Here is a 26,164-nt window from a genome sequence, read left to right on the forward strand (position 1 = left end):
GCCTCACTACCTAAGTAGCTTGGCTGTTAGAACCCAATCTGTACGAGTGCCCACACAGATGATTGCTTTATATTGTTAAAGAACGTTTTGAGTCGCTTTAGCGCCTCAAGGGATGCGTATAATACACCCTTAAACTTTAGAGTCAACACTTAATTTAAACTTTCTTTTTTAGAAGATTTAAACCGAAGTTTTATTTAACTCTCTGAATCAGTTCGTGCCCCGCTATACGTTGCCCTCTGCCGTCTCAGTGGGGTCGCATTATAGGGATATTCGAGTGGCGGTCAACACTTTATTTCATCTTTCTTATAATTAAATGAAATTAGTATGAAAGGCATACAAAATAAGGAGTCCCAGCTATATTTAGATCAAAAAACAAGCGTTCTTTCTATCACTTGTACACCACTGATATTTATTGTTCTTTAAAAAGTTTGTTTACTTGCGGGTTTACTATTTTTTAATGAACCAATCATATAATACATTATGAACAATATATGCCTCTGCATTACTTTGTGCATATCTTTTGATAAACGCTACAACCTAAATAATGGAGGTAAAAAGAGCAGGTGATTTAACATTTTTTAATTTGGGCGCCGTTTGTATGGGAGTATTTAAGTTCGTTAGGATCTTTGCTTATGCTACAAAGCACAATATAAGCTAAAGCTGAAATAAAAAAGGCTACCTACGGTAGCCTTTCATCATTATTTTTTAACGGGGCGTTTCCACCCAGTTAAATTACGCTGTTTAGTGCGAGCAACTGCCAATTGTTCATCTTCAACCGTTGTGGTGATCACTGAGCCTGCGCCAATGGTTGCTGTAGCGCCAATACTTACCGGAGCAACAAGCGATGAATTAGAACCAATAAAGGCGTTATCACCAATAATGGTTTTTGATTTATTCACACCGTCATAGTTACAGGTAATAGTACCGGCACCAATATTCACTTTTTCGCCAATTTCAGCGTCACCCAAGTAACTTAAGTGATTTGCTTTAGAGCCTTTACCTAAGCGGGTTTTTTTCATTTCAACAAAATTACCTATGTGCGAATCTTCTTCCATTACTGCACCGGGGCGAAGTCGAGCAAATGGGCCCAGCGTACATTTATCAGCCACACTGGCATCTTCAATTAGAGTATTAGCTTTTATAACCACGTTATCGCCAATACTACAATTTTTAAGTACGCAGTTAGGGCCAATGTGTACGTTATTACCAAGGGTTACATTTCCTTCAAAAATAACGTTTATATCAATTAATACGTCTTCGCCTGTTTTAACATTGCCACGTACATCAATACGAGTAGGGTCGGCCAGGGTAGCGCCATTTAACATCAACTCTTCTGCTTGCCATGATTGGTAAGCACGCTCTAGGCCTGCAAGTTGTACGCGGTTGTTTGCACCTTCAACTTCCATTGCATGATCTGGCTGTGCTGAGGTAATTTCTACACCTTCACTGTGTGCCATAGCAACGATATCTGTAAGGTAGTATTCACCTTGTGCATTGTTGTTAGATAGATTGCCTAACCAGGTTTTTAAAAACTTGCCGTTTACCGCCATAATGCCAGTGTTTACTTCGCTAATAAGTAGCTGCTCTGCGCTTGCATCTTTTTGCTCGATAATACCTACCAGCTTGCCATCCTCTCGTAGCATACGGCCATAGCCGTTAGGATTTGCCAAGTTTACTGTGAGTACTGCTAAACCCTTTTCTGGGGTTGCAGCTAATAAGCGCTCAAGTGTTGATTGCTTTGTAAGAGGTACATCGCCGTATAAAACCAATACCGTATCGTTATCATTAATGTGCGGATTCGCCTGTGCAACAGCATGACCTGTACCTAATTGCTCAGATTGTAATACCCAATTCACTTCATTATTGGCAAGTTGTTGTTGTAGTAGCTCGCCACCGTGACCATAGACTAAGTTGGTGGTTGTTGCACCTAATGCTTTTGCGTTATCAATAACGTGCTGCACCATTGGTTTACCTGCTACTTTATGCAGTACTTTTGGAAGAGCTGAGCGCATACGAGTACCTTTACCCGCAGCCAGAATAACTGTCGTTAGAGCCATTAAAACAATTTCCTTTTTCCGTTGTTTTACTTTGTTTGTTTAGTAATAAAGCGGAGTCACTAAACTAGGTAAGTCACATCATGTATACAAACTTAGTTGATATAAGATCTCACACAGCAACATAGGCTTTATTAATTGATTATATTGTAGCGGTATTTACACCTTGATATAACCTTAGCGTGTACTTTTATTACGCGCACAAAAAAGCCCACAAAATGTGGGCTTTTAAAAACCAGATAGGCTTACTTATTACGTAATTGCTGAATTACGCGAAGCTGTGCAACTGCTTGTGCTAATTCCATTGCCGCTTCTTGATAATCTAATTCAGCAGCTGAAGAATTCGCCATTTGCGTTTCAGCTTCACGTTTAGCTGCTTCTGTTGCTTGCTCGTCTAGGTCTTCACCACGAACAGCTACATCAGCAAGAATAGTAACGCGAGAAGGTTGTACTTCAAGCGTTCCACCCGCAACATACATCACTTCTTCGTGACCAAATTGCTTTACTAAACGTACCATACCAGGTTTAAGGGCAGTTAATAGTGGGGCGTGTCCAGGAGTTACACCTAGCTCACCCTCACTACCAGTTACTTGAATCGATTCAACAAGACCAGAGAATAAACTCTGCTCTGCGCTTACTACGTCAAGATGTACAGTCATAGCTGCCATACTACCCTCCTAATTACATGCTTTTGGCTTTTTCTTGAGCTTCTTCGATAGAGCCAACCATGTAGAACGCTTGCTCTGGCATATCATCAAATTCACCGTTTAAGATGCCTTTGAAGCCTGCAATTGTATCTTTTAGTGAAACGTATTTACCCGATGCACCTGTAAATACCTCTGCCACGAAGAATGGCTGAGATAAGAAGCGCTGGATTTTACGTGCACGAGATACAAGTTGCTTATCTTCGTCAGAAAGCTCGTCCATACCTAGAATTGCAATGATGTCTTTTAGTTCTTTATAACGCTGAAGAACTGTTTGAACGCCACGTGCAGTATCGTAGTGCTCTTGACCAATTACTAATGGGTCAAGTTGACGTGAAGATGAATCAAGAGGATCTACCGCAGGGTAAATACCAAGTGAAGCAATATCACGTGAAAGTACAACTGTTGCATCTAAGTGAGCAAAGGTTGTTGCTGGAGATGGATCTGTTAAATCATCCGCAGGTACGTATACCGCTTGGATTGATGTAATTGAACCCGTCTTAGTTGAAGCGATACGCTCTTGAAGTACACCCATTTCTTCAGCAAGTGTAGGCTGGTAACCTACCGCTGATGGCATACGACCAAGTAGTGCAGATACTTCTGTACCAGCAAGTGTATAACGGTAGATGTTATCTACGAAGAAAAGTACATCGCGACCTTCGTCACGGAACTTCTCAGCCATAGTAAGACCTGTTAACGCTACGCGTAAACGGTTACCTGGAGGCTCGTTCATCTGACCGTATACAAGCGATACTTTATCAAGTACGTTTGAATCGTTCATCTCATGGTAGAAATCGTTACCCTCACGAGTACGCTCACCAACACCTGCGAATACTGAGTAGCCGCTGTGCTCGATTGCGATGTTACGGATAAGTTCCATCATGTTTACGGTTTTACCAACACCGGCACCACCGAATAAACCAACTTTACCACCTTTAGCAAATGGACATACAAGGTCGATTACCTTGATACCAGTTTCTAAAAGTTCTACTGAACTTGATTGCTCTTCGTATGAAGGCGCTGCACGGTGAATTGACATACGGTCTTCTTCGCCGATAGGGCCAGCTTCATCAATAGGCTCACCAAGTACGTTCATGATACGACCTAAAGTTGCAGTACCTACTGGAACTTTAATCGCTTCACCTGTGTTTTCTACTGAAGCACCACGACGTAAACCGTCGGTAGTACCTAGTGCGATACCACGTACCACACCGCCACCTAGCTGCTGTTGAACTTCTAAAGTCAAACCAGCTAAATCGCCATCTGTTACTTTTAGCGCGTCATATACGGCTGGCACGTTGTTTTGTGAATATTCAATATCCACAACGGCACCGATAATTTGGACGACCTTACCTAAACTCATGTCTATTCCTCTCTTTAATCTTTGCCTGAAGCATTAAACTGCGGCTGAACCAGACACAATCTCACTAATTTCTTGTGTGATTGCAGCTTGACGAGCCTTGTTATAAATAAGCTGTAACTCATCCATAAGGTCGCCGGCATTATCTGTTGCAGCTTTCATTGCAACCATACGGGCAGCCTGTTCAGAGGCAGCGTTCTCAACTACACCTTGGTATACTTGAGACTCAATAAAGCGTACTAACAGCGCTTCTAAAATAGCGTCTGGGTTTGGCTCGTATAAGTAATCCCATGTGTAAGCAGATACTTCTTCTTCAGCTTTTGGCAAAGGGAGTAACTGATCTATAATTGGCTCTTGCTTCATGGTATTAACAAAATTGTTGTATACCAAGAATAAACGGTCAATTTTACCTTCAGAGAATGCATCAAGCATCACTTTTACAGGACCGATAATGTCTTGTACTGAAGGTTTATCTCCTAAACCCGCTTTTTTAGCGAGTATTTGACCACCAAAACGTTGGAAGAAACCAGCAGCTTTACCACCTAAAGTAGCAAACTCTGCATCAACACCTTTTTCTTTCCACGCTTTAACGTCTTGTGCCACTTTTTTAAACTCATTTGAGTTTAAGCCGCCACACAAACCACGGTCTGTAGAGATAACAATATAACCAACTCGCTTTACTTCACGTTCTTCTAAAAAAGCATGAGTAAAATCAAGATTTGCTTGAGCAACACGACCAATCACCTGGCGTAACTTTTCAGCGTATGGACGGCTTGAAGCCACTCGTTCTTGCGCCTTTTTCATTTTAGACGCAGCAACCATTTCCATAGCGCTAGTGATCTTTTGAGTATTTTTAATACTCCCGATCTTGCTTTTAATCTCTTTTCCGCTGGCCATAACTCTCTCTCCGAATCAGGGTGGGCTTTAGCAAACTAAAGCACACCATTCATAACTAAATTACCAAGTTTGCGTAGACTTGAACTTCTCTAGAAGTTCTTTAAGCTTCGCTTCAATCTCAGCGTTGTAGTTACCTGTTTCATTGATTTGAGCTACAAGCTCTGCGTATGTGCTATTTGCATATGAAAGTAAAGCAGCTTCGAAGTCCATAATTTTAGGGATTTCGATATCTTTAAGATAGCCTTTTTCAGCAGCAAATAACGACAAAGACATTTCAGCAACAGACATTGGTGCGTACTGTTTCTGCTTCATTAACTCTGTTACACGCTCACCATGCTCTAATTGAGCACGAGTTGCATCATCAAGGTCAGACGCGAACTGCGAGAACGCAGCTAATTCACGGTACTGAGCTAGGGCTAGACGAATACCGCCACCTAGTTTCTTAACGATTTTAGTTTGTGCAGCACCACCAACACGCGATACCGAAATACCAGCATTTACAGCTGGACGGATACCTGAGTTGAATAGGTCAGTTTCTAAGAAGATTTGACCATCGGTGATAGAGATAACGTTAGTCGGTACGAACGCAGAAACGTCACCGCCTTGAGTTTCAATGATTGGCAATGCCGTCAATGAACCTGTTTGACCTTTCACTTCACCGTTAGTGAACTTTTCAACGTAATCAGCGTTTACACGCGATGCACGCTCTAAAAGACGAGAGTGAAGATAGAATACGTCACCTGGGTACGCTTCACGACCTGGTGGACGCTTAAGTAGTAATGAGATTTGACGGTAAGCAACTGCTTGCTTAGATAAATCATCATATACGATTAATGCGTTTTCACCACGGTCACGGAAGTATTCACCCATAGTACAGCCCGAGAACGGTGCTAAGTACTGAAGTGCCGCAGACTCAGAAGCAGATGCTACAACTACGATAGTATTTGCAAGTGCACCATGCTCTTCTAATTTGCGTACTACGTTAGCAATAGTAGATGCTTTTTGACCAACCGCTACGTACACACACTTAACGCCTGTGTTCTTTTGGTTGATGATGGCATCGATTGCTAATGCAGTTTTACCTGTTTGGCGGTCACCGATCACAAGCTCACGTTGACCACGACCAACTGGAATCATCGCATCAATAGATTTGTAACCAGTTTGTACTGGCTCATCTACAGATTGACGCTCGATTACACCTGGTGCAATTTTTTCTACAGGTTCAAAACCGTCGTTATCTAAAGCGCCTTTACCATCGATAGGAGCACCTAGTGTGTTTACAACACGACCAAGTAAACCAGCACCAACAGGAACCTCTAGGATACGACCAGTTGTGTAAACTTTTACGCCTTCTGTAAGGTCAGCGTAAGGACCCATTACTACTGCACCAATTGAGTCACGCTCAAGGTTTAGTGCGATAGCATAACGGTTGCCAGGAAGCTCTATCATCTCACCTTGCATACAGTCAGCTAGACCGTGGATGCGGATGATACCGTCAGTAACAGATACAATAGTACCTTCGTTACGAGCTTCACTTACAACTTCGAACTGCTCAATACGTTGTTTGATCAGATCTGAAATTTCAGTGGAATTAAGTTGCATGCTCTTTTTCCCAATTACGATTGTAGTGTTGTGGCTAAGCGGTTTAATTTACCGCGGATTGAGCCGTCGATTACAGTATCACCAGACTTAATAATAAGTCCGCCAACCACTGTAGCGTCTTCACTACAATTCAGCTTAACTTTGCGTGCGAAACGTTTTTCAAGTACCGCTACCAATGACTCTTGCTGCTCTGCAGAAAGAGGTGTTGCCGAAATCACATCTACATCGATTTCTTTATCGTATTCTGCTTTTAATTCAGCAAATAACTCTGCAACAGCAGGTAGAGCAACTAAACGCCCATTTTCAGCCATCACCTTCACTAGGTTCTGACCTTGTTCGTTGATTTGCTCTGCACAAATTTTGTTAAATAACTCAGCTTGTGCAGGTGCAGTAGGCAATCCAGCTAAAATGTTTATTACATCTTCGTTGCTAGCTACTTGACTCGCGAAGAACAACATATCATTCCAGCTATCAGTAGTGCCTTTTTCAACGGCAAGTTCAAAAGCCGCTTTAGCGTATGGGCGAGCGATAGTAGTCAATTCAGACATGCTCATACCCTCCTAATTACAGCTCAGCGACAAGTTTTTCAACGATGTCACTATGTGCGGCTTGATTGATTTCGCGCTCTAAAATACGCTCTGCGCCAACCACTGCAAGAGTTGCTACTTGTGTACGTAGCTCTTCTGTAACACGGTTACGCTCAGATTCAATTTCAGAATGCCCTTGAGCAATAATTTTTTCACGCTCTTCTTGTCCACGAACTGTTTCTTCGTCAACAATAAGCACGGCACGTTTTTTAGCTTGTTCAATGATATCTGCCGCTTGATCTTTTGCATCTTTAAGCTGCTGTGCAGCTTTCTTTTGCGCAAGTTCTAAGTCTTTTTCGGCTCTATCAGAGGCAGCTAAACCATCTTCGATTTTTTTCTGGCGAGCTTCAATTGCACCGTTTAGTGGTGGCCATACGAATTTCATACAAAATAGTACAAACACCGTAAACGCAATTAATTCACCGATAAGAGTGGCTGTTATACTCACGACCGCTCCTCCTTAAAATAGTAAGCTGTTCAAAAAAATAAAATTAAAGTACGAACAGGATTACCATTGCGATACCTACACCGATCATTGCTACCGCATCGATTAGACCAGCTAGGATGAACATCTTAACTTGTAGTGAAGGTGCAAGCTCAGGCTGACGCGCACATGCTTCTAGGAATTTACCGCCCATGTTACCGAAGCCGATTGCTGTACCGATTGCACCGAAGCCGATAAGTAAAGCAACTGCGATGTACTTAAGACCTAATACTAGTTCCATTTTTTTCTCCAAAGTTTCAATTGTAAATTAAAGTTAAAAGTTAAATATAAAAGTGTATAAATTAGTGATTATCTGAACTTGCCATGCTTAGGTAAACAATGGTTAGCATCATAAATACGAATGCTTGTAACACGATTACTAAGATATGGAATACAGCCCAAACAAAGTGCAACGGAAGTTGCATTAAACCAACTGCGCCGATAAGTATGAAAATCAATTCACCAGCGTATAAGTTACCGAATAAACGCAGTGCTAACGAGAAAGGCTTAGACACTAAAGCGATTGTTTCTAGTAATAAATTACAAGGAATTAAGAAAATCATAGCGATTTTACTGTTTGCGCTAAATGGGTGAAGCGTAAGCTCTTTAATAAAGCCACCAACCCCTTTTATCTTAATTGAGTAGCCAATCATCAGAATAAATACACCCAGCGCTAATGCTGCTGTTAAATTTATGTCTGTGGTAGGTACTATTTTCATGTATACGTCGTGTGAATCCATGCCAAAGGCTTGTTCACCAACAAAACCAGCTAATGCAGGTAAGAAATCAACAGGGATTAAATCCATTAAGTTCATTAAAAATACCCATACGAATATTGTTAAAGCTAATGGCGCTATTAATTTACTTTTACCGTGGTAAGTGTCACGTACGTTGTCACCAACGAACTCAACAATCATTTCAATAAAACACTGAAATTTACCAGGCACACCTGTGTGTGCTTTTTTTGCGGCACTACGGAAGATCCATAAAAATATTAGACCTAATCCGATCGACCATGCGAGGGTATCTATATTCCATGTCCAAAAACCACTGTCGGCACACGCTTTATTGAAGGCAAGACCAGAGTCGGTCATACACATCTTAGCGTTTGTTAAGTGATGTTGGATATGGCTTGATATAGTCACTTCTTCTGCAGCCATGTTATATCCCAAAGTTAATGTTTAAAAAAAACGGGTGCGAACAATCCTGTAAGTAACACCAGTACATAAATAATAAAAAAAGGTAATAAAATTACCGAAAAATGCTTTAGTACCAATGCAAACAATATAATTGTTAGCAAAAATTTTAGTCCGTTACCGCGCTTTAACGAGGTATACGCTTGATTTGCTCTACTTGCACCCATATAACGAAATGCATAAGCGGCAAATACACAGTGGGGGAGGATTGCAACAGCGGCTCCAGCAATTGCTGAAACACCGGCATCTACTCCCCAACCGATACAAATAATCATGGCAGCAACTAATGCTACGACACCCTGAAGACAAATCAATTTTAATACGGCAATCCGATAGGGACTTGCTAACTTATTAGTCACGTTTAATTAACCTTAACGGCGTTCTAATTATAAGGGTGTTAAAACTGGCGAAATTATACTGGTTCTTAGCAATTTTGCAACTTGAGTCGATGCATTGTGGTGCAAAATAATGACGAATGTCTCATTTTGGACATATTGTTGAGATTACAATTGTAAATAAACGATTTGATTCAGCTAAATATGACTTAAATTAAGCTTATACCATCGTATTTTACGGTATAAGCTTAATAATAAAGGTGGTGAGGTTATTTGGTGTTTTCGTTACCTATACGACTAATAATGCCATCAAGCTCATCTAAATTGGTATACGAAATAACTAATTTACCTTTGCCCTTAGCATTATAATTAATATCGACTTTTGCACCTAAGTTTTCAGCTAGCTTTTGTTCAAGCATTTTCACATCAGGATCTTTTTCTATTGCTTCTTTTACTACCACAGGTTCTAAAATAGAACGCACTAGCTTTTCTGTTTCACGAACAGTCAGTGCTTTGGCAACCGCTGAACGAGCAGCTTCAGATTGTTGCTCTCCTTCAAGCGCCAGTAAACAACGTGCATGGCCCATTTCTATATCGCCATGCTCAAGCAATATTTTTACATCATCTTGTAAGTTATTAAGACGAAGTAAGTTTGTCACTGTAGTACGTGATTTACCCACTGCTTCAGCAACTTGTTGATGTGTTAATTCAAATTCGGTTAACAAACGATGTAATGCAACGGCTTCTTCCATTGCGTTCAAATCTTCGCGCTGAATATTTTCTATTAAAGCAATTGCAACGGCCGCTTCGTCAGGCACATTTTTTATAATACAAGGTACTGTGTCTAATTTTGCTAATTGTGCTGCACGCCAGCGACGTTCACCCGCTATAATTTCGTAGCTATCGGTATCAATTAATCGAACCACGATAGGCTGAATAATCCCCTGCGAACGTATTGAACTGGCAAGCTCTTCAAGCGCCTCTTCAGACATATCTTTGCGTGGCTGGTATTTTCCAGAGTGTAAAAACTCTATCGGCAATTTTTGTAATTCACTTTGAATTGATTGCTCAGCAGGCGCATGGGTGCTTTTTTCATTATTTTGTTTATTTGCAGCTGGCTTTGAGGAACTTAAAAGTGCATCGAGCCCTCGACCTAAACCACGTTTTTTTGCAGACATGTTATTTTTTACCTCAAAATTAGGCGACAACGCTCTTTGCTTTTTCTTTTCTGCGCAACATTTCACCAGCAAGGGCTAAATATGCTTTTGCACCACTTGATGCCCGGTCATAATACATTGCAGGGGCACCAAAGCTAGGGGCTTCTGCTAAACGAACATTACGTGGAATAACAGTACGATATACTTTATCACCAAAATGCTGCTTTAGTTGTTCCGATACATCATTTGCTAATCGATTACGCGGGTCGTACATAGTACGTAAAATACCTTCGATTTGTAAATTAGGATTCACTAATTTAGATAATTGCGTAATTGTATCCATTAATGCTGTTAGGCCTTCTAATGCATAATATTCACACTGCATAGGCACTAAAATAGAGTCCGCTGCGGCCATTGCATTAACGGTTAGCATATTTAATGAAGGCGGACAGTCTATAAAAATAAACTCGTATTGATCTTGGATTTGCTCAAGCGCATTTCTTAATCGTACTTCGCGAGCAAATAACTCCATCAGCTTTACTTCTGCAGCAGTGACATCGCCATTAGCAGCGATCATATGATATTCAGCAGACGTTTCTTTAATAATAACTTCTTCAATGGGCTTATCTTCTATCAGTAGATCATAAATGGTCGGTACATCACCATATTTATCTACACCACTGCCCATGGTCGCATTACCTTGAGGGTCTAAATCTATCAGCAATACTTTACGCTTTGTTGCAGCCATAGATGCAGCAAGATTGACAGCCGTTGTTGTTTTACCAACTCCACCTTTTTGATTTGCAAATGCAATGACTTTTGCCACAGATTCTGATCCCTAGTCTTTAGAAAGAATAATTAAATGACGTTGTGCATCTAACTCAGGCACTGAAAGTGATATTTTTTCTTCAAACTTTACACCATCTGGTAAAGATTCAAGTTCATCACTTGGAAAAACACCTTTTAAAGCAATAAATTTTCCAGAGCCATCAATTAAGTGCGAACACCATTGCACCATATCTTGTAATGAAGCAAACGCTCGACTTAAAACGCCATCTAATTTAACACTTGGTTGATATTCTTCAACTCTTGACTGTACAGGAGTCACGTTATCAAGTCCTAACTCGTGTTTTACTTGCATTAAAAAACGAACGCGTTTACCTAAACTATCAAGTAAAACAAATTGGGTATTTGGTAATGCGATTGCTAACACAATACCAGGCAAACCCGGGCCAGTACCAACATCAATATAATGATGACCGGGTAAATGTGGAGCAACAACTAAACTATCCATAATATGTTTTACCATCATTTCTTGAGGTAAACGTACCGAGGTTAGATTATATGCTTTGTTCCATTTATCGAGTAACTCAACATAACGAACAAGCTGTTGTTGTTGTTTTTCAGTTAGCGCAATATTTGTTTGCGCTAACAATGTAGCTAATTGTTGTTGTAACACACTATACCTTTACTGTTACGCTGTTTTACGCAACAAGCCTTGCTTTTTCAGATAAACCAATAATAACGAAATAGCGGCAGGGGTGATACCAGAAATACGTGAAGCTTGACCAATTGTATCAGGTCGAGCATCTGTTAACTTAGCAACCACTTCGTTTGATAACCCAGAGACTGTTGAATAATCAAACTCTTTTGGCAAAATTGTTTGTTCGTGGCGAAGTTGCTTATTGATCTCATCTTGTTGGCGAGCAATATAACCTGCGTATTTAGTGTGGATCTCAACTTGCTCTAAAGCGGCTTGATTTGTAAATTCAGATCCTAAGCCATCAATTGCCATAAGATCATCATAACGAATCTCTGGACGACGCAGAAGATCCTCTAAACTAGCTTCTCGTGTTAATGGCGTTTTAAGCAATGCGTTAACTTGATCGATCACATCATGACTCTTATGGATCCAAGTATCTTTAATGCGTTGTTTTTCTTTTGCGATCACTTCCATTTTTTCATTAAACGCCTGCCAGCGTTCATCATTAACTAAACCAAGTTCACGACCTTTTTCAGTTAATCGAATATCAGCGTTATCTTCACGTAATAATAAACGATACTCAGCACGGCTGGTAAACATACGATAAGGTTCTTTTGTACCTAATGTAGCTAAATCGTCAATCAAGACACCAACGTAAGCTTCATCACGGCGTGGAGTCCAAGCATCTTTGCCTTGCACTTGTAACGCAGCATTCATGCCTGCAATTAAGCCCTGTGCGCCAGCTTCTTCATAGCCCGTGGTACCATTAATTTGCCCAGCAAAGAATAATCCGCTAATAAATTTAGTTTCTAGCGATTGTTTTAAATCACGAGGATCGAAGAAATCATATTCTATCGCATAACCAGGTCGACAAATGTGTGCTTGTTCAAAACCAGGTATCGATTGCACAATTTCAAGTTGTACATCAAAAGGTAAGCTTGTAGAAATACCATTAGGGTAAAGCTCATTTGATCTTAAACCTTCTGGTTCAACAAATATTTGATGCTTATCTTTATCTGCAAAGCGAACAATTTTATCTTCAATCGATGGACAGTAGCGCGGGCCAATACCTTCTATCACACCTGAATACATAGGTGAGCGATGTAAGTTATTACGAATTACTTCATGCGTTTTTTCGTTTGTATAAGTAATGTAGCAAGGTATTTGTTGCGGATGATCGCTTTGTTTACCCATAAACGAAAATACAGGAGTAGGAGTATCTCCTGGTTGTTCTTGCATTTTACTAAAATCAACCGTGTTTGAATCAATACGCGGTGGAGTACCTGTTTTTAAACGATCAACACGAAATGGTAATTCACGTAAACGATTTGCTAAAGCGATAGAAGGAGGATCGCCAGCACGGCCACCTTTAAAGTTCTCAAGCCCAATATGGATCTGACCACCTAAGAATGTACCTACAGTCAATACAACAGAAGAAGCTTTAAAACGTAATCCCATTTGTGTAACAACACCAACAGCACGATCGTTTTCTACAATAAGATCATCACACGATTGTTGGAAAACTTTTAAGTTTTCTTGGTTTTGTAATGTGGTTTGGATTGCTGTTTTGTATAACGCACGATCGGCTTGCGCTCTTGTTGCTCTAACAGCAGGTCCCTTAGAAGAATTTAATGTACGAAATTGAATACCACCTTTGTCAATCGCTTGTGCCATTGCTCCACCCAGCGCATCAATTTCTTTTACCAAATGACCTTTACCGATTCCGCCGATCGCAGGGTTACACGACATCTGGCCAAGAGTATCCATGTTATGAGTTAGCAATAGGGTATTCATTCCCATACGCGCAGCCGCTAGTGCAGCTTCAGTGCCTGCATGTCCGCCGCCGACAACAATAACGTCAAAATTTTCGTGATAAATCATTTATGGGATCCTACTTAAACCAAACCAGTAAACTTCAAAAGGGAGCGTATTCTACCTAGAAATGAGCAGAAGATAAATGATTAAACTGTACTCAAGATCTAACTAAGTGATCTCTAATAATATAAAGATCTTTTTAAAGAGATCTTTTAATACTATTACTATTAGTGATCAGGTTTTCTGTTGATAAGCATTGCTTCTTCACTTAAAACAGCATGTTAGATCCGATCTAAAGGTGTTAATATGATCGGATCTACAGGCAAATAAGCTCTGACCAAAATGGCTACTTATGCACAGGGGGTTATTCATTGGATCTTATCCAATGGATAATCATGGTTAAAAAAGCAGTTTGATCAGCGGTTATCCACAAAAGTTATTAAATTATTAGCAAATTGTGGGTAACTTTATTAATTCGTTTTTATCCTAATAATCCTGATTTTTCTATCCACGAATCTAACCATACTAATGCGGTATCTTCTGGTAGTGCTTCATCTAAAATATTTAACTCTAATCGTTCATCTATTCGCGTAGCGCCTTTACTTGCTAGTAAGTCATCTACTTTGCGCCCAGCTAAGTTGTATGTATCGTAGCTTGTATCGCCTAAACCGATCACCGTATATTTTAGGCTTGGTAAGTTATTGCATTGAGACAATTCATCAATAAAACGAATTAAGTTTTCAGGGTAATCACCAGCCCCATAGGTTGAAGTGCATACCAACCAAGTTGTATCAGTATGATTTATTTCACTAAATACTGGCTGATCATGAAGAATAGACACCACTCCTTGATCATTAAGTTTATCGTTTAATTGCTCTGCGACATACTCGGCAGATCCCATTTGACTGCCTACAATAATGTTTACTGATTCCATATATTTAGATGATCATCTTGCTGTTTTATATTGTAATGATAACTGACTGACTTAAACAGTAAAGTGAAGAGTATTATTTTGGATAACTTTTTTAGTGCTTTTATTAGACTATTGCCTATAAGTTTAATTAAGTTGATGATTATAATAAAAATAATTTTATTAAATTAGCTTATTATCTTGGGTTAAGCTGTTTATAAGTTTGGGGAAAGTTCTGATTAAATAATCAATAATACTCTTACACTACCGATTTAAAGTAATAAATACAGAGATGACGAATAAATTTACGACGTGGTAATCCGATAGATCATAATGTGGATATAAAGCCTGTTAATAACTTATTTTAACGATCAATAAAAGTATAATAAAAACGGATCTATTTTTTAGATCTAAGTAAAAAATCGATTTTTTATTAAAATTAATACTCTTTTTTAAGAAGAACCTTCAATAACGCTAAAAAAATAAGCCAATTTACGACTCTAATTTGACAAAAATCATACAAATGTGGATAACTAATTTTGAATTAGTATTTTATATACAGATAAAAAGAAGGGGTTTTTGGTTTTTTAAGGAAAGTATTTGTATCTTTATCCATTTTTAAATGGATTGTCTTACGTTTTACACTGGCCTTATTACTGATAAAGCTGATAAATATCGAGTATAAATCAACCAGTATTAACCGTTTTTTATTTGTAAACAGGCTTTAAATTAGTCATATTTAAGTGGTAATAATACGCTATTTTTTATTTTGCTACCCGAGTATAAAAATTACTTTATAAACGCATATTATAAAATTACAGGATTTTTAGGCAGCAAAAAGGGCACTCAATGTGCCCTTAAACTTTAAAAAAAGTACGTTTAATGGTTTTATTTACCGATACAAAATGAGCTAAATATTTTACCTAATAGATCATCCGAACTAAATTCTCCGGTAATTTCATTTAAAAACTGTTGTGTTAAACGTAGTTCTTCAGCCAGTATTTCACCGGCAATATGCATTTCTAACTGTGTTTTACCAGTGTCTAAGTGATGAGCTGCACTTGCTAATGCATCAAGGTGGCGACGGCGTGCCATAAAACCACCTTCGGTTGCACCTTGAAACCCTATACATTCTTTTAAGTGAGTACGAACTAACTCTATACCTTCTGAATTTTTAGCACTTAAACTAATAACAGGGTACTGTTGTTGTTCGTTTATACCGACCTGATCTCCCGATAAATCGGCTTTATTTCGGATCACAGTAACGCCCATACCGCTGGGGAGCTTAGCCATAAACTCAGGCCAAATAACATGAGGGTCGGTGTCATGTGTATCAGTACCATCAAGCATAAACAGAACGCGATCAGCTTGGCTTATTTCATCCCATGCACGCTCAATTCCTATTTGTTCTACTTTGTCTGGGCTTTCTCTAAGGCCTGCGGTATCAATAATATGTAAAGGCATACCATCGATATGAATATGTTCACGTAATACATCACGTGTGGTGCCAGCTATTTCAGTAACGATAGCGGCTTCTCGTCCTGCCAATGCATTCAGTAGGCTTGATTTGCCTGCATTGGGTCTGCCTGCGATCACAACCCGCATCCCTTCGCGCATGATACTGCCTTGCTTAGCTTGGCTGGTAACGGAGTGAAGTTGAGATATTATTGCGTTTAAATCATTGCCCACTTTACCATCAGATAAAAAATCAATTTCTTCATCTGGAAAGTCGATGGCTGCTTCTACATACATGCGAAGATGAATTACTTTTTCTACTAAGGTTTCTATTTGCTTAGAAAACTCGCCTTGTAAGGATTGTAAGGCACTTTTAGCAGCTTGTTCGCTTGTTGCATTAATGAGGTCGGCTATGGCTTCTGCTTGAGTTAAATCAAGTTTATCGTTCATAAAAGCACGTTCGGAAAATTCGCCTGGTTTAGCTAAACGAACGCCGTTAATTTGGCTTATTTCTTTTAATAACATATCAAGTACAACAGGGCCGCCATGACCTTGTAATTCAAGTACGTCTTCGCCAGTAAATGAGTTAGGGCCTGCAAAAAATATAGCAATACCTTGGTCTAGTTGCTCGCCAGTTAAGCTTTTAAATGGTACATAATCGGCATAGCGAACTTTAGGTACTTTACCTATTATTTTTTCAGCTACGCTTTTAGCTAAACTTCCTGATACGCGAATAATACCAACACCACCTCGTCCGGGAGCTGTTGCTTGTGCTGCAATTGTATCTTGATTAATCATGTTATTTTATTTGCCAATTTTACGAATAACGATAAGAGCATATTGTAACCTATGGCTTAAGTAGTCGCGAATACCTTAGTAAAAAAAGGGCAATAAAAAAGGCGACCTAAGTCGCCTTTTTTAGTAAGTGGCTTATTAGCCTCTCACTTTAATACCTTTCTTTTCCATACCGCGGTAAATGTAAAGCATTTGCGCAATTGAAATTAAGTTTGAAACCAACCAGTAAAGTACTAAACCAGATTGGAAGAACAAGAAAAATACTGAGAAGATAACCGGCATAAAGGTCATCATTTTCTGTTGCATTGGATCGGTTACTGTCATCGGTTGCAGCTTTTGTGTCACAAACATACTTGCACCAAATAATATTGGTAATATGAAGTACGGGTCTTTTGCTGATAAGTCAGTTAACCAGAAAATAAATTCAGCATGGCGAAGTTCTGTCGATTCTAAAAATACATAGAATAAGCCTAAGAAAATTGGCATTTGTAGCAAAATAGGGAAACAGCCACCCATAGGGTTTACTTTTTCTTTGCGGTACATTTCCATTGTAGCTTGGCCGAACTTCTGGCGATCGTCACCATATTTCTCTTTTAGTGCAGCCATTTTTGGCTGTAGGGCACGCATTTTAGCCATTGAGGTATATTGCGCTTTAGTAAGTGGGTACATTAGTGATTTAACGATAACGGTGATCGCTATAATTGCCACACCCCAGTTACCTAAAATGCTGTGCAACCATTTTAGTAATTCAAATAAAGGTTGTGAAATAAACCATAACCAACCGTAATCTACTGTTAGATCTAAATCAGGATGAAGTGCTTCTAGTACATCCGATTCTTTAGGACCCATATAGTATGTAGCAGATATAGTTTGTTGAGAACCTGCAGCAATATTTACTGCCGGTGCTTTAGTACCGATAATTGCAGCATTATTTCCAGTGATTAAACTGTAAATACTATTATTTTGTTCTTGATTCGGTACCCATGCACTTACAAAGTAATGTTGAATAAATGCAACATAACCACCTTGAGTGCTTTTAGTAAGATTTTTTTCAGCCATATCAGAAAAACTGTATTTTTCGTATGGTTCATCATCTGTACCGTAAGCTGCACCTAGGTAGTTTTGTTCTACTAAGCTGCCTTTTTCTTGTACCGTACGTTTTATTTGAGTATATAACTGTACTTGAATTGGGTTGCTGGTGGTGTTGTTAACTGTGTATTCTAAAGCGACATCGTATTGTCCTTTTTTAAATACATAAGTTTTTACGAAGTTAACACCATTGCTATCAGTAAACTGTAATGGCACACGAAGTTCATCACCAGATAAAGTGTAGCTTTGTTGTTCGCTATGATAAGTGGGTCTACCTTTAACGGTTTCATCTGGGCCGTTTAAACCAATTAATCCACTTTGAGAAAAATATTGATTCCCATCAAATTCACCCAATAGCATAAAAGGAGTATCGTTACCTTTTACTTCTTCATATTGAAGTAAATCGGATTCGACAATATCACCGCCATTCGTATCTATTTTTACAGTAAATACATCGGTAGTTATCTCAATAACCGAACGCTTTGCTGATGTTGATGTCGTTGGCAATCCATTATCAGATGAAGACGGTATAAAGTCGTCTGACTCAGGTGATATTGCTTGTTGTGTTTGTGTAGTGGCACTAGGATCGACTTTAGGCGCATTGTAATCATTATTCCATTCTTGAAATAATAAAAACGATACAAGCATTAGGCCGATGAATAAAAACGTGCGTTGCGATTCCATAACAGCTCTTATTTCTCGTGTTGGTGGTTAATATGGGTTACTTTTTCAGGTACGGGGTCATCCCCACCCGAATGCAAAGGATGGCATTTTAATATTCGTTTTAACGCAAGCCAACTTCCTTTTAATGCACCATGCAAATTAATTGCTTGAATAGCATAACTGGAGCAGGTTGGGTTAAAGCGACAATGCGGACCTAATAGTGGGCTAATCCACTTTTGATAACCTTGAATAAAAAAAACTAATACTTGTTTTGGTAAAGCAACAAGTGGTTTCAGTAACCTCATGATGTTTATACCTCTGCAAAAAATTAGTGAGTAATTACCATGTAAATAAAGGATATTTTAATGTCTTTATATGCATGATTAAAAGGTGAGCTAAAGATACCCTAATTAACCCAATATTTCTATTGCTATCGGGTTTGTTTATTCGATTTAGCTGATTTGTTAGGGCGTTTTTTAAAAGGAGGTGGTTTAGGTGCACCAGGTTTACAGCGTTCATTAATTTTACGCCACAACTTCGTAAGTTGTTTTGTAATTTCTTCGTTCGATTGCTCATCAATACCGGTTTTAACCATTAACACAATATCGATATTATCAATGTTATGTTTATTTAAACGAAAACTTTCGCGAGCAAGTCGTTTAATACGGTTTCGTTGGCATGCTTTTTTTACACGTTTTTTAGCAACAGTTAAGCCTAACCGTGGATTATCAAGGTCATTTGGTTTTGCTAATAAAGTAAATAAAGGAGTAGCGGCCCGAGCGGGTTCATTAAATATGCGAGAGTAATGCGAGGGAGTTAACAGACGTAACTCCCTGCCAAAGTTAAAGTCTTCCACTTATATATTAAGCAGAAAGAACTTTACGGCCTTTAGCACGACGACGAGCTAATACTTTACGGCCATTTACAGTTGCCATGCGAGCACGGAAACCGTGAGCACGTTTGCGTTTTAAAACGCTAGGTTGAAAAGTTCTTTTCATTACAATTCCATCCGATCGGTTAAAGTTAAAACATCCTATGCAGGTCGCGATCCTGGCACAGGTGCCATTGCGAGCGCGAGATATTATAGAAGGACGAAGTAAAAGTCAATGCTAATTACACTACAAGCACCTTTAATAGTACCGATCGTTATTTATGATCGCTTAGGATCATCATATATATAGAGTTTTCCACAAGGCTTGTTCACAAAGTGAATAAAAGCATGGGAAAAGTAAGTTAGATCGTAAATTTAGGTCGCGATCTTATGTCGATTTTGTTATGATCAATAATCACCCGGTAAATTAAAAGTCTTTAAAAAACATTGGTTTATATTGTTTATACAGTTTTATCAACAATTTTATTAAAATCAGTCTTTTACTTGTGGATAAAGTAACGTCATAATGTATGGTCTTATGCCGTAAACTTGGCAATTTAAACGTATTTATTGTATGAAAATCAATCATATAAAAATATGTGTGAATAAAAATTATATCTTTGGGAGTTTTACTGTGTATCTGTCGGTTTGGCAAAGTTGTTTATATGTATTGCAAGATGAACTGCCTTCGCAGCAGTTCAGTATGTGGGTAAGACCACTTCAAGCAGAAAGTACCGAAGATACCTTGACCATTTATGCACCAAATAGATTTGTGCTAGATTGGGTTAGAGAAAAGTACCTAAATAGAATTAACGAATTATTAGTAGAAATTTGTGGTGATGAAGCACCAGAGTTACGTTTTGATGTGGGCAGTAAGCCGCTAGGTAATACTCAATCAGCCCCTGTTAATGAAACTCAAGCGGCGTCAACTAACGCACCACAAACAGTTAAACAGCAACCTCAAAAAGTAAAAGAGGTTGTTGAACCTGCACCTAAATCTAATTACAAACCAAATATTAAAGAAAATTATACTTTTGATAGCTTTGTTGAAGGTAAATCTAATCAGTTAGCAAAAGCTGCAGCGACACAAGTGGCAGATAATCCTGGTTCTGCATTTAACCCTGTATTTATATACGGGGGGACTGGATTAGGTAAAACGCACTTATTACATGCGGTTGGCAATGGTATAATTGCAAATAAACCCGATGCAAAAATTGTATATATGCATTCTGAACGCTTTGTACAAGATATGGTTAAGGCACTGCAAAATAATGCAATTGAAGAGTTTAAGCGTTATTACCGTAGTGTTGATGCCTTAATGATTGATGATATCCAATTTTTTGCAAATAAAGAGCGATCACAAGAAGAGTTTTTTCATACTTTTAATGCGCTTCTTGAAGGTAACCAGCAAATTATTTTAACTTCAGATCGATACCCTAAAGAAATTGAAGGCGTAGAAGATCGTTTAAAATCTCGTTTCGGTTGGGGCTTAACTATTGCAATTGAGCCACCAGAACTTGAAACTCGCGTTGCTATTTTAATGAAAAAAGCACAGCAGAGTAAAATTAACTTACCACACGAAGTTGCTTTTTTTATTGCTAAAAAATTACGTTCTAATGTTCGTGAGTTAGAAGGGGCATTAAATCGTGTTATTGCCAATGCTAATTTCACTGGCCGTCCTATTTCTATCGACTTTGTTAAAGAAGCTTTGCGTGACTTATTAGCATTACAAGATAAATTAGTTACCATAGATAACATTCAACGTACTGTTGCCGAATACTATAGAATACGGGTGTCAGATTTATTATCTAAGCGTCGTAGTCGCTCTGTAGCAAGACCAAGACAAGTTGCTATGGCGTTGTCTAAAGAATTAACTAATCACAGTTTACCGGAGATTGGGGATGCCTTTGGTGGACGCGATCATACAACGGTACTGCATGCCTGTAGAAAAGTTAAATCGCTTCGTGATGAAAGCCACGAAGTAAAAGAAGATTATCAAAATTTAATAAGAACATTGTCATCTTAGGGCTGACTTTATTATGCAAATAACAATTTCAAGAGACCAATTTTTAAAACCTTTGGTACAAGTCTCTGGTGCTATAGAGCGCAAACATACCTTACCGATATTATCTAATGTATTATTAGTAATCGAAAATGGACAACTTTCAATGACAGGCACAGACCTTGAAATTGAACTCGTTGCTGGCGTATTTGTAGGTGAAGATGTCGCTGATACCAAGCTCACTTTACCGGCTAAAAAATTACTGGATATTTGTAAAAGTTTACCCGATGCATCAGAACTTACTTTAAGTTTAAAAGAGCATCAGTTATTGCTTACCAGTGGTAAAAGCCGATTTTCATTGACAACATTGGCTGCTGAAGATTTCCCTAATTTAGAGCAATGGGATGGCGAAGTTGAATTTCAGCTAACACGCCTCGAGTTGAGAAAATTACTTGAAAGCACTCATTTTTCAATGGCTAATCAAGATGTACGTTATTATCTTAATGGTATGTCATTCGAAGTTGATAATAATGATATAAAAACGGTGGCCACAGACGGGCACCGATTAGCCATAGCACAAAAAGAATTAGCTCAATCTTTAAATACGCAACGACAACTGATTATTCCGCGTAAAGGCGTTCAAGAAATTATGCGTTTAATGGTTGCAGATGAAGAGCTTGTAACAATTCAATTTGGTGCCAATCACATTCGTATTATCGATATTGAATTTACTTTTACCAGTAAATTAGTTGATGGCCGTTTTCCTGATTATCGTCGTGTATTACCTCGAGGCGGTGATAAGATAATTACAGCAAATAGAGAGTGGATACGCAGTGCTTTTCAACGCGTGTCTATTTTGTCGAATGAGAAATTTCGTGGTGTTCGTTTAAATCTTTCTAATGGTTTATTAAAAATTACTGCTAATAATCCAGAGCAAGAAGAAGCCGAAGAAATTGTAGAAGTGATGTACGAAGGCGATGACTTAGAAATAGGTTTTAATGTGTCTTATGTACTTGATGTATTAAACACTTTAAAAACTGAAGATGTGCAATTTACATTAGCAGACTCTAACAGTAGTGCATTAATAGAAGGTGCTGGTGATGATGAAGCAATGTATGTTGTTATGCCTATGCGTTTATAAGAATATAAACGCATAATGAGCTTAAGTCATTTGAGCCTCAAGTATTTTAGAAATATTGAGGCATTGACGCTAGAACCTGTTGATGGTGTTAATATTATTTATGGAGCTAATGGCAGTGGTAAAACAAGTCTGTTAGAGGCCATATATTACCTTTCACATGGTAAATCTTTTAGAACACCGAAGCACAAAAGTATAATATCTCATCAGCAATCTCAATTTATTATTCATGGAAGAAAAACATTACATGATTTATCTATTCCTATTGGTATTAGTAAATCACAATCTGGCGACACACAATTAAAAATACAGGGTAAAGCGAGCAGAAAAGTATCTGACTTAGCACAATTAATGCCTGTACAGGTCATTACCCCTGAAAGTTATTCTTTATTTTTTGGTGGGCCAAAAGAGCGCAGAAAGTTTTTAGATTTAGGTTTGTTCCACGTGGAACATGAGTTTTTTTATTTATGGCAATCGTTTAATAAAGTATTAAAACAACGCAATGCCTTATTAAAATCTAAACCTAAGAATTATTTTGATCAAATTAAGTTTTGGGACAAAGAATTTGTTAGACTGGCAGAACAAATAAATAAATTAAGATTGGCGTATATAGCTAGGTTTCAATCTCATTTTTTTGATAAAATGTGTGCAGAATTAAGCCTAATACGCGATATTAATATACAGTTTAATGCTGGCTGGAAAGATGATGAATCTTTAGCTGATGCATTAGAAAAAAACTTTGAGCGAGATTCTCGCCAAGGTTTTACCAGTAAAGGTCCTCATAAGGCCGATTTTAATTTTAGTGTTGATGGCAATAGCGTAGAAAACATATTTTCACGCGGGCAATTAAAATTGTTACTGTATGCTTTAAAAGTAACGCAAAATAGTTTAATTGAGCTTGAGACCGATAAGCAATCTATATTGCTAATAGATGATTTACCTTCAGAATTAGGTGAAGATACAAAAGAGAAAGTGGGACAGTTATTGTCACATTGTCGTTCTCAAATTTTTATATCTTCTATTTTATCTGAAAGTATTTCTGCTGTGGTGGAACCCATGAAACGAGAACTAAAAATGTTCCACGTGAAACATGGCAACCTAATAACAAGATAAGTGGGAATAACCATGTCTGAGAATTATGATTCGTCGAGTATTAAAGTACTTAAAGGATTAGACGCCGTAAGAAAACGTCCTGGAATGTATATAGGGGACACCGATGATGGCACCGGATTACACCACATGGTGTTTGAGGTTGTTGATAACTCTATAGATGAAGCTTTAGCAGGCCATTGTGATGATATATATGTAACTATCCATTTAGATGGTTCTGTATCTGTTAGAGATAATGGTCGTGGTATTCCAACGTCGATCCATGAAGAAGAAGGTGTTTCTGCTGCCGAAGTTATCATGACGGTACTACACGCTGGTGGTAAATTTGATGATAACTCTTATAAAGTATCTGGTGGTTTACACGGTGTAGGTGTATCAGTAGTAAATGCTTTATCAGAAAAACTACAATTAACTATTCGTCGAGAAGGCAAACTACATCAACAAACTTACTCTATGGGTGTTCCAGATGCGCCATTAGCAGTTATTGGTGATTCAACAACAACGGGTACAGAACTTCGTTTTTGGCCAAGCGCTGAAACCTTTACTAACTTAGATTTCCATTACGAGATATTAGCTAAGCGTTTACGCGAGCTATCGTTTTTGAACTCGGGTGTCAGTATTATTCTAAGTGACGAACGTGAAGAGAATAAAAGTGACCACTTTAAATACGAAGGTGGTATACAGGCGTTTGTTGAATACTTAAACCGAAATAAAACACCAGTACATAAAGGTGTATTCCACTTTACCCATGAGCGTGAAGAAGATGGAATTAGCGTAGAAGTATCTATGCAATGGAATGATGGCTTCCAAGAAAACATTTATTGTTTTACTAATAATATTCCACAACGTGACGGTGGTACTCACTTAGCCGGATTTAGATCTGCGCTAACACGTACACTGAATAACTACATGGAAAAAGAAGGCTTTAATAAAAAAGCTAAAACAACAAGTAATGCAACCGGTGATGATGCTCGTGAAGGTCTAACAGCAGTTGTAAGTGTTAAAGTTCCTGATCCTAAGTTCTCTTCACAGACTAAAGACAAGCTTGTATCAAGCGAAGTTAAATCTGCTGTAGAGCAAGCAATGGCAGAAAAATTTACCGATTTCTTATTAGAAAATCCGATGGATGCTAAAACCGTTGTTGGTAAAATTATTGATGCAGCACGTGCCCGTGAAGCGGCGCGTAAAGCAAGAGAAATGACGCGTCGTAAAGGGGCTATGGACTTAGCCGGCTTACCTGGTAAGCTTGCCGATTGCCAAGAAAAAGATCCTGCACAATCTGAACTATACATAGTGGAGGGTGACTCAGCTGGCGGTTCAGCCAAGCAGGGTCGTAACCGTAAAAACCAAGCGATTCTTCCACTTAAAGGTAAAATATTAAACGTAGAAAAAGCGCGTTTTGATAAAATGCTTTCGTCGCAAGAAGTCGCAACGCTGATTACTGCTTTAGGTTGTGGTATTGGCCGAGATGAGTATAACCCAGAGAAGTTACGTTATCATCGTATCATCATTATGACCGATGCCGATGTGGATGGTTCTCATATTCGTACCTTACTACTTACATTTTTCTATCGTCAAATGCCTGAAATAGTAGAGCGTGGTTATATTTATATTGCTCAACCACCACTTTACAAAGTGAAGAAAGGTAAGCAAGAACGTTATATTAAAGATGATCCAGGCCTTGTTGATTACTTAACTTCATTAGCACTAACCAATGCAGCTTTATATACCAGTGCGGATGCAACAGCACTACAAGGTGAAGAGCTAGAAGCTGTTGTGCATGATTATCAAAATACAGTTAAGGTTATTGAGCGATTAAAACGTAAATACCCAAGCACGGTTATGGAACGTTTAATTTATCAAAGTGAGCTAACTAAAGAAGACCTTAGCAACGAAGCAAAAGTAATTGCTTGGACTAAAGAGCTGGTTGATGACCTAGTAGCACGTGATGAAGATGCAACTATATTTAGTGCTGCAACACAGCATGATGCAGAGCGAAACTTATTCTTCCCGGTTGTTAATATTCGTCAACACGGTGTAGATAAAGCACATGTTTTACATTATGACTTTATAGCATCACGTGACTACCAACGTATTGCTGTAACTGGAAAAAACATTGCAAATATCCTAAAAGAAGGTGCTTATATTCAACGTGGCGAGAAAACACGTCCTGTTGATAACTTTGTGGATGCTTTAGAATGGTTAATCGCAGAATCAAAACGTGGCTTGTATATACAACGTTATAAAGGACTGGGTGAAATGAACCCAAGCCAACTTTGGGAAACAACAATGGACCCAGATGCTCGTCGTATGTTGCAAGTAACGATTGAAGATGCCGTCGCGGCCGATCAGTTATTTGCCACTCTAATGGGTGACCAAGTAGAGCCTCGTCGTGACTTTATAGAAACAAACGCACTACGCGTAGTTAATTTAGATGTGTAAACGTATCTAAAAATA

General features: G+C 38.6%; 24 protein-coding genes. 4 read left to right on the forward strand and 20 right to left on the reverse strand.

Annotation, left to right across the window (positions count from 1 at the left end; genetic code table 11):
- Positions 1-698: 698 nt before the first annotated feature.
- The 20 genes from glmU to rpmH all read right to left on the reverse strand — a co-directional run bounded on the left by glmU (position 699) and on the right by rpmH (position 19,584).
- Positions 699-2,057, reverse strand: coding sequence for a bifunctional UDP-N-acetylglucosamine diphosphorylase/glucosamine-1-phosphate N-acetyltransferase GlmU (gene glmU / locus J8L70_RS15080; protein ID WP_211056404.1), 1,359 nt, complete (start codon positions 2,055-2,057; stop codon positions 699-701).
- Positions 2,058-2,299: 242 nt separating this feature from the next.
- Entirely contained in the window at positions 2,300-2,722 is a 423-nt protein-coding gene (locus tag J8L70_RS15085) for a F0F1 ATP synthase subunit epsilon (RefSeq protein WP_211056405.1), read from the reverse strand.
- 13 nt (positions 2,723-2,735) lie between these two features.
- A complete protein-coding gene (atpD, locus tag J8L70_RS15090; RefSeq protein WP_211056406.1) occupies positions 2,736-4,121 on the reverse strand; it encodes a F0F1 ATP synthase subunit beta in 1,386 nt (461 codons plus the stop codon).
- A gap of 33 nt (positions 4,122-4,154) precedes the next feature.
- The gene (atpG, locus tag J8L70_RS15095; protein WP_211056407.1) at positions 4,155-5,015 is read right to left on the reverse strand and encodes a F0F1 ATP synthase subunit gamma; all 861 of its coding nucleotides are present in this window, start codon (positions 5,013-5,015) and stop codon (positions 4,155-4,157) included.
- Positions 5,016-5,075: 60 nt separating this feature from the next.
- Complete coding sequence (gene atpA, locus J8L70_RS15100) at positions 5,076-6,617, reverse strand: F0F1 ATP synthase subunit alpha (RefSeq protein ID WP_211056408.1); 1,542 nt, start codon at positions 6,615-6,617, stop codon at positions 5,076-5,078.
- Between the two features lie 14 nt (positions 6,618-6,631).
- Entirely contained in the window at positions 6,632-7,165 is a 534-nt protein-coding gene (gene atpH / locus J8L70_RS15105) for a F0F1 ATP synthase subunit delta (RefSeq protein WP_211056409.1), read from the reverse strand.
- Positions 7,166-7,181: 16 nt separating this feature from the next.
- Positions 7,182-7,652, reverse strand: a complete 471-nt coding sequence (gene atpF, locus J8L70_RS15110) for a F0F1 ATP synthase subunit B (protein ID WP_211056410.1) — start codon at positions 7,650-7,652, stop codon at positions 7,182-7,184.
- A 43-nt stretch (positions 7,653-7,695) separates the two neighbouring features.
- On the reverse strand, positions 7,696-7,929 hold the full coding sequence (atpE, locus tag J8L70_RS15115) for a F0F1 ATP synthase subunit C (RefSeq protein WP_004588071.1): 234 nt from the start codon (positions 7,927-7,929) through the stop codon (positions 7,696-7,698).
- Positions 7,930-7,990: 61 nt separating this feature from the next.
- Positions 7,991-8,848: a F0F1 ATP synthase subunit A gene (gene atpB, locus J8L70_RS15120; protein ID WP_211056411.1), complete on the reverse strand. Its 858-nt coding sequence runs from the start codon at positions 8,846-8,848 to the stop codon at positions 7,991-7,993.
- A 14-nt stretch (positions 8,849-8,862) separates the two neighbouring features.
- Positions 8,863-9,243, reverse strand: a complete 381-nt coding sequence (locus J8L70_RS15125) for an ATP synthase subunit I (protein ID WP_211056412.1) — start codon at positions 9,241-9,243, stop codon at positions 8,863-8,865.
- 245 nt (positions 9,244-9,488) lie between these two features.
- Positions 9,489-10,397, reverse strand: a complete 909-nt coding sequence (locus J8L70_RS15130; protein ID WP_211056413.1) for a ParB/RepB/Spo0J family partition protein — start codon at positions 10,395-10,397, stop codon at positions 9,489-9,491.
- A 19-nt stretch (positions 10,398-10,416) separates the two neighbouring features.
- Positions 10,417-11,202 carry a ParA family protein gene (locus J8L70_RS15135; RefSeq protein WP_211056414.1) on the reverse strand — a complete coding sequence of 262 codons (786 nt, stop codon included), beginning with the start codon at positions 11,200-11,202 and terminating at the stop codon, positions 10,417-10,419.
- A 12-nt stretch (positions 11,203-11,214) separates the two neighbouring features.
- Positions 11,215-11,835, reverse strand: coding sequence for a 16S rRNA (guanine(527)-N(7))-methyltransferase RsmG (gene rsmG / locus J8L70_RS15140; RefSeq protein WP_211056415.1), 621 nt, complete (start codon positions 11,833-11,835; stop codon positions 11,215-11,217).
- Positions 11,836-11,850: 15 nt separating this feature from the next.
- Complete coding sequence (gene mnmG / locus J8L70_RS15145; protein ID WP_211056416.1) at positions 11,851-13,740, reverse strand: tRNA uridine-5-carboxymethylaminomethyl(34) synthesis enzyme MnmG; 1,890 nt, start codon at positions 13,738-13,740, stop codon at positions 11,851-11,853.
- Between the two features lie 415 nt (positions 13,741-14,155).
- The gene (locus J8L70_RS15150) at positions 14,156-14,608 is read right to left on the reverse strand and encodes a flavodoxin domain-containing protein (protein ID WP_211056417.1); all 453 of its coding nucleotides are present in this window, start codon (positions 14,606-14,608) and stop codon (positions 14,156-14,158) included.
- A gap of 864 nt (positions 14,609-15,472) precedes the next feature.
- Positions 15,473-16,837, reverse strand: a complete 1,365-nt coding sequence (gene mnmE / locus J8L70_RS15155; protein ID WP_211056418.1) for a tRNA uridine-5-carboxymethylaminomethyl(34) synthesis GTPase MnmE — start codon at positions 16,835-16,837, stop codon at positions 15,473-15,475.
- A 135-nt stretch (positions 16,838-16,972) separates the two neighbouring features.
- Positions 16,973-18,607, reverse strand: a complete 1,635-nt coding sequence (gene yidC / locus J8L70_RS15160) for a membrane protein insertase YidC (RefSeq protein WP_211056419.1) — start codon at positions 18,605-18,607, stop codon at positions 16,973-16,975.
- Between the two features lie 8 nt (positions 18,608-18,615).
- Entirely contained in the window at positions 18,616-18,891 is a 276-nt protein-coding gene (gene yidD / locus J8L70_RS15165; protein WP_211056420.1) for a membrane protein insertion efficiency factor YidD, read from the reverse strand.
- Between the two features lie 125 nt (positions 18,892-19,016).
- Positions 19,017-19,442 (reverse strand): ribonuclease P protein component, encoded by a 426-nt coding sequence (rnpA, locus tag J8L70_RS15170; RefSeq protein ID WP_211056421.1) that lies wholly within the window; start codon positions 19,440-19,442, stop codon positions 19,017-19,019.
- Between the two features lie 7 nt (positions 19,443-19,449).
- Entirely contained in the window at positions 19,450-19,584 is a 135-nt protein-coding gene (gene rpmH / locus J8L70_RS15175; RefSeq protein ID WP_004335215.1) for a 50S ribosomal protein L34, read from the reverse strand.
- Between the two features lie 507 nt (positions 19,585-20,091).
- On the opposite strand from rpmH, the gene dnaA reads away from it, so the two are divergent.
- The 4 genes from dnaA to gyrB are packed head-to-tail and all read left to right on the forward strand — an operon-like array spanning position 20,092 to position 26,149.
- Positions 20,092-21,483, forward strand: a complete 1,392-nt coding sequence (gene dnaA / locus J8L70_RS15180) for a chromosomal replication initiator protein DnaA (protein ID WP_211056422.1) — start codon at positions 20,092-20,094, stop codon at positions 21,481-21,483.
- A gap of 13 nt (positions 21,484-21,496) precedes the next feature.
- The gene (gene dnaN / locus J8L70_RS15185; RefSeq protein WP_211056423.1) at positions 21,497-22,600 is read left to right on the forward strand and encodes a DNA polymerase III subunit beta; all 1,104 of its coding nucleotides are present in this window, start codon (positions 21,497-21,499) and stop codon (positions 22,598-22,600) included.
- A 15-nt stretch (positions 22,601-22,615) separates the two neighbouring features.
- The gene (gene recF / locus J8L70_RS15190) at positions 22,616-23,710 is read left to right on the forward strand and encodes a DNA replication/repair protein RecF (RefSeq protein WP_211056424.1); all 1,095 of its coding nucleotides are present in this window, start codon (positions 22,616-22,618) and stop codon (positions 23,708-23,710) included.
- Positions 23,711-23,722: 12 nt separating this feature from the next.
- Positions 23,723-26,149, forward strand: a complete 2,427-nt coding sequence (gyrB, locus tag J8L70_RS15195) for a DNA topoisomerase (ATP-hydrolyzing) subunit B (protein WP_211056425.1) — start codon at positions 23,723-23,725, stop codon at positions 26,147-26,149.
- Positions 26,150-26,164 lie beyond the last annotated feature (15 nt).

Origin of the sequence: Pseudoalteromonas sp. MMG010, from assembly GCF_018100905.1 — a bacterium.
Taxonomy (GTDB): domain Bacteria; phylum Pseudomonadota; class Gammaproteobacteria; order Enterobacterales; family Alteromonadaceae; genus Pseudoalteromonas.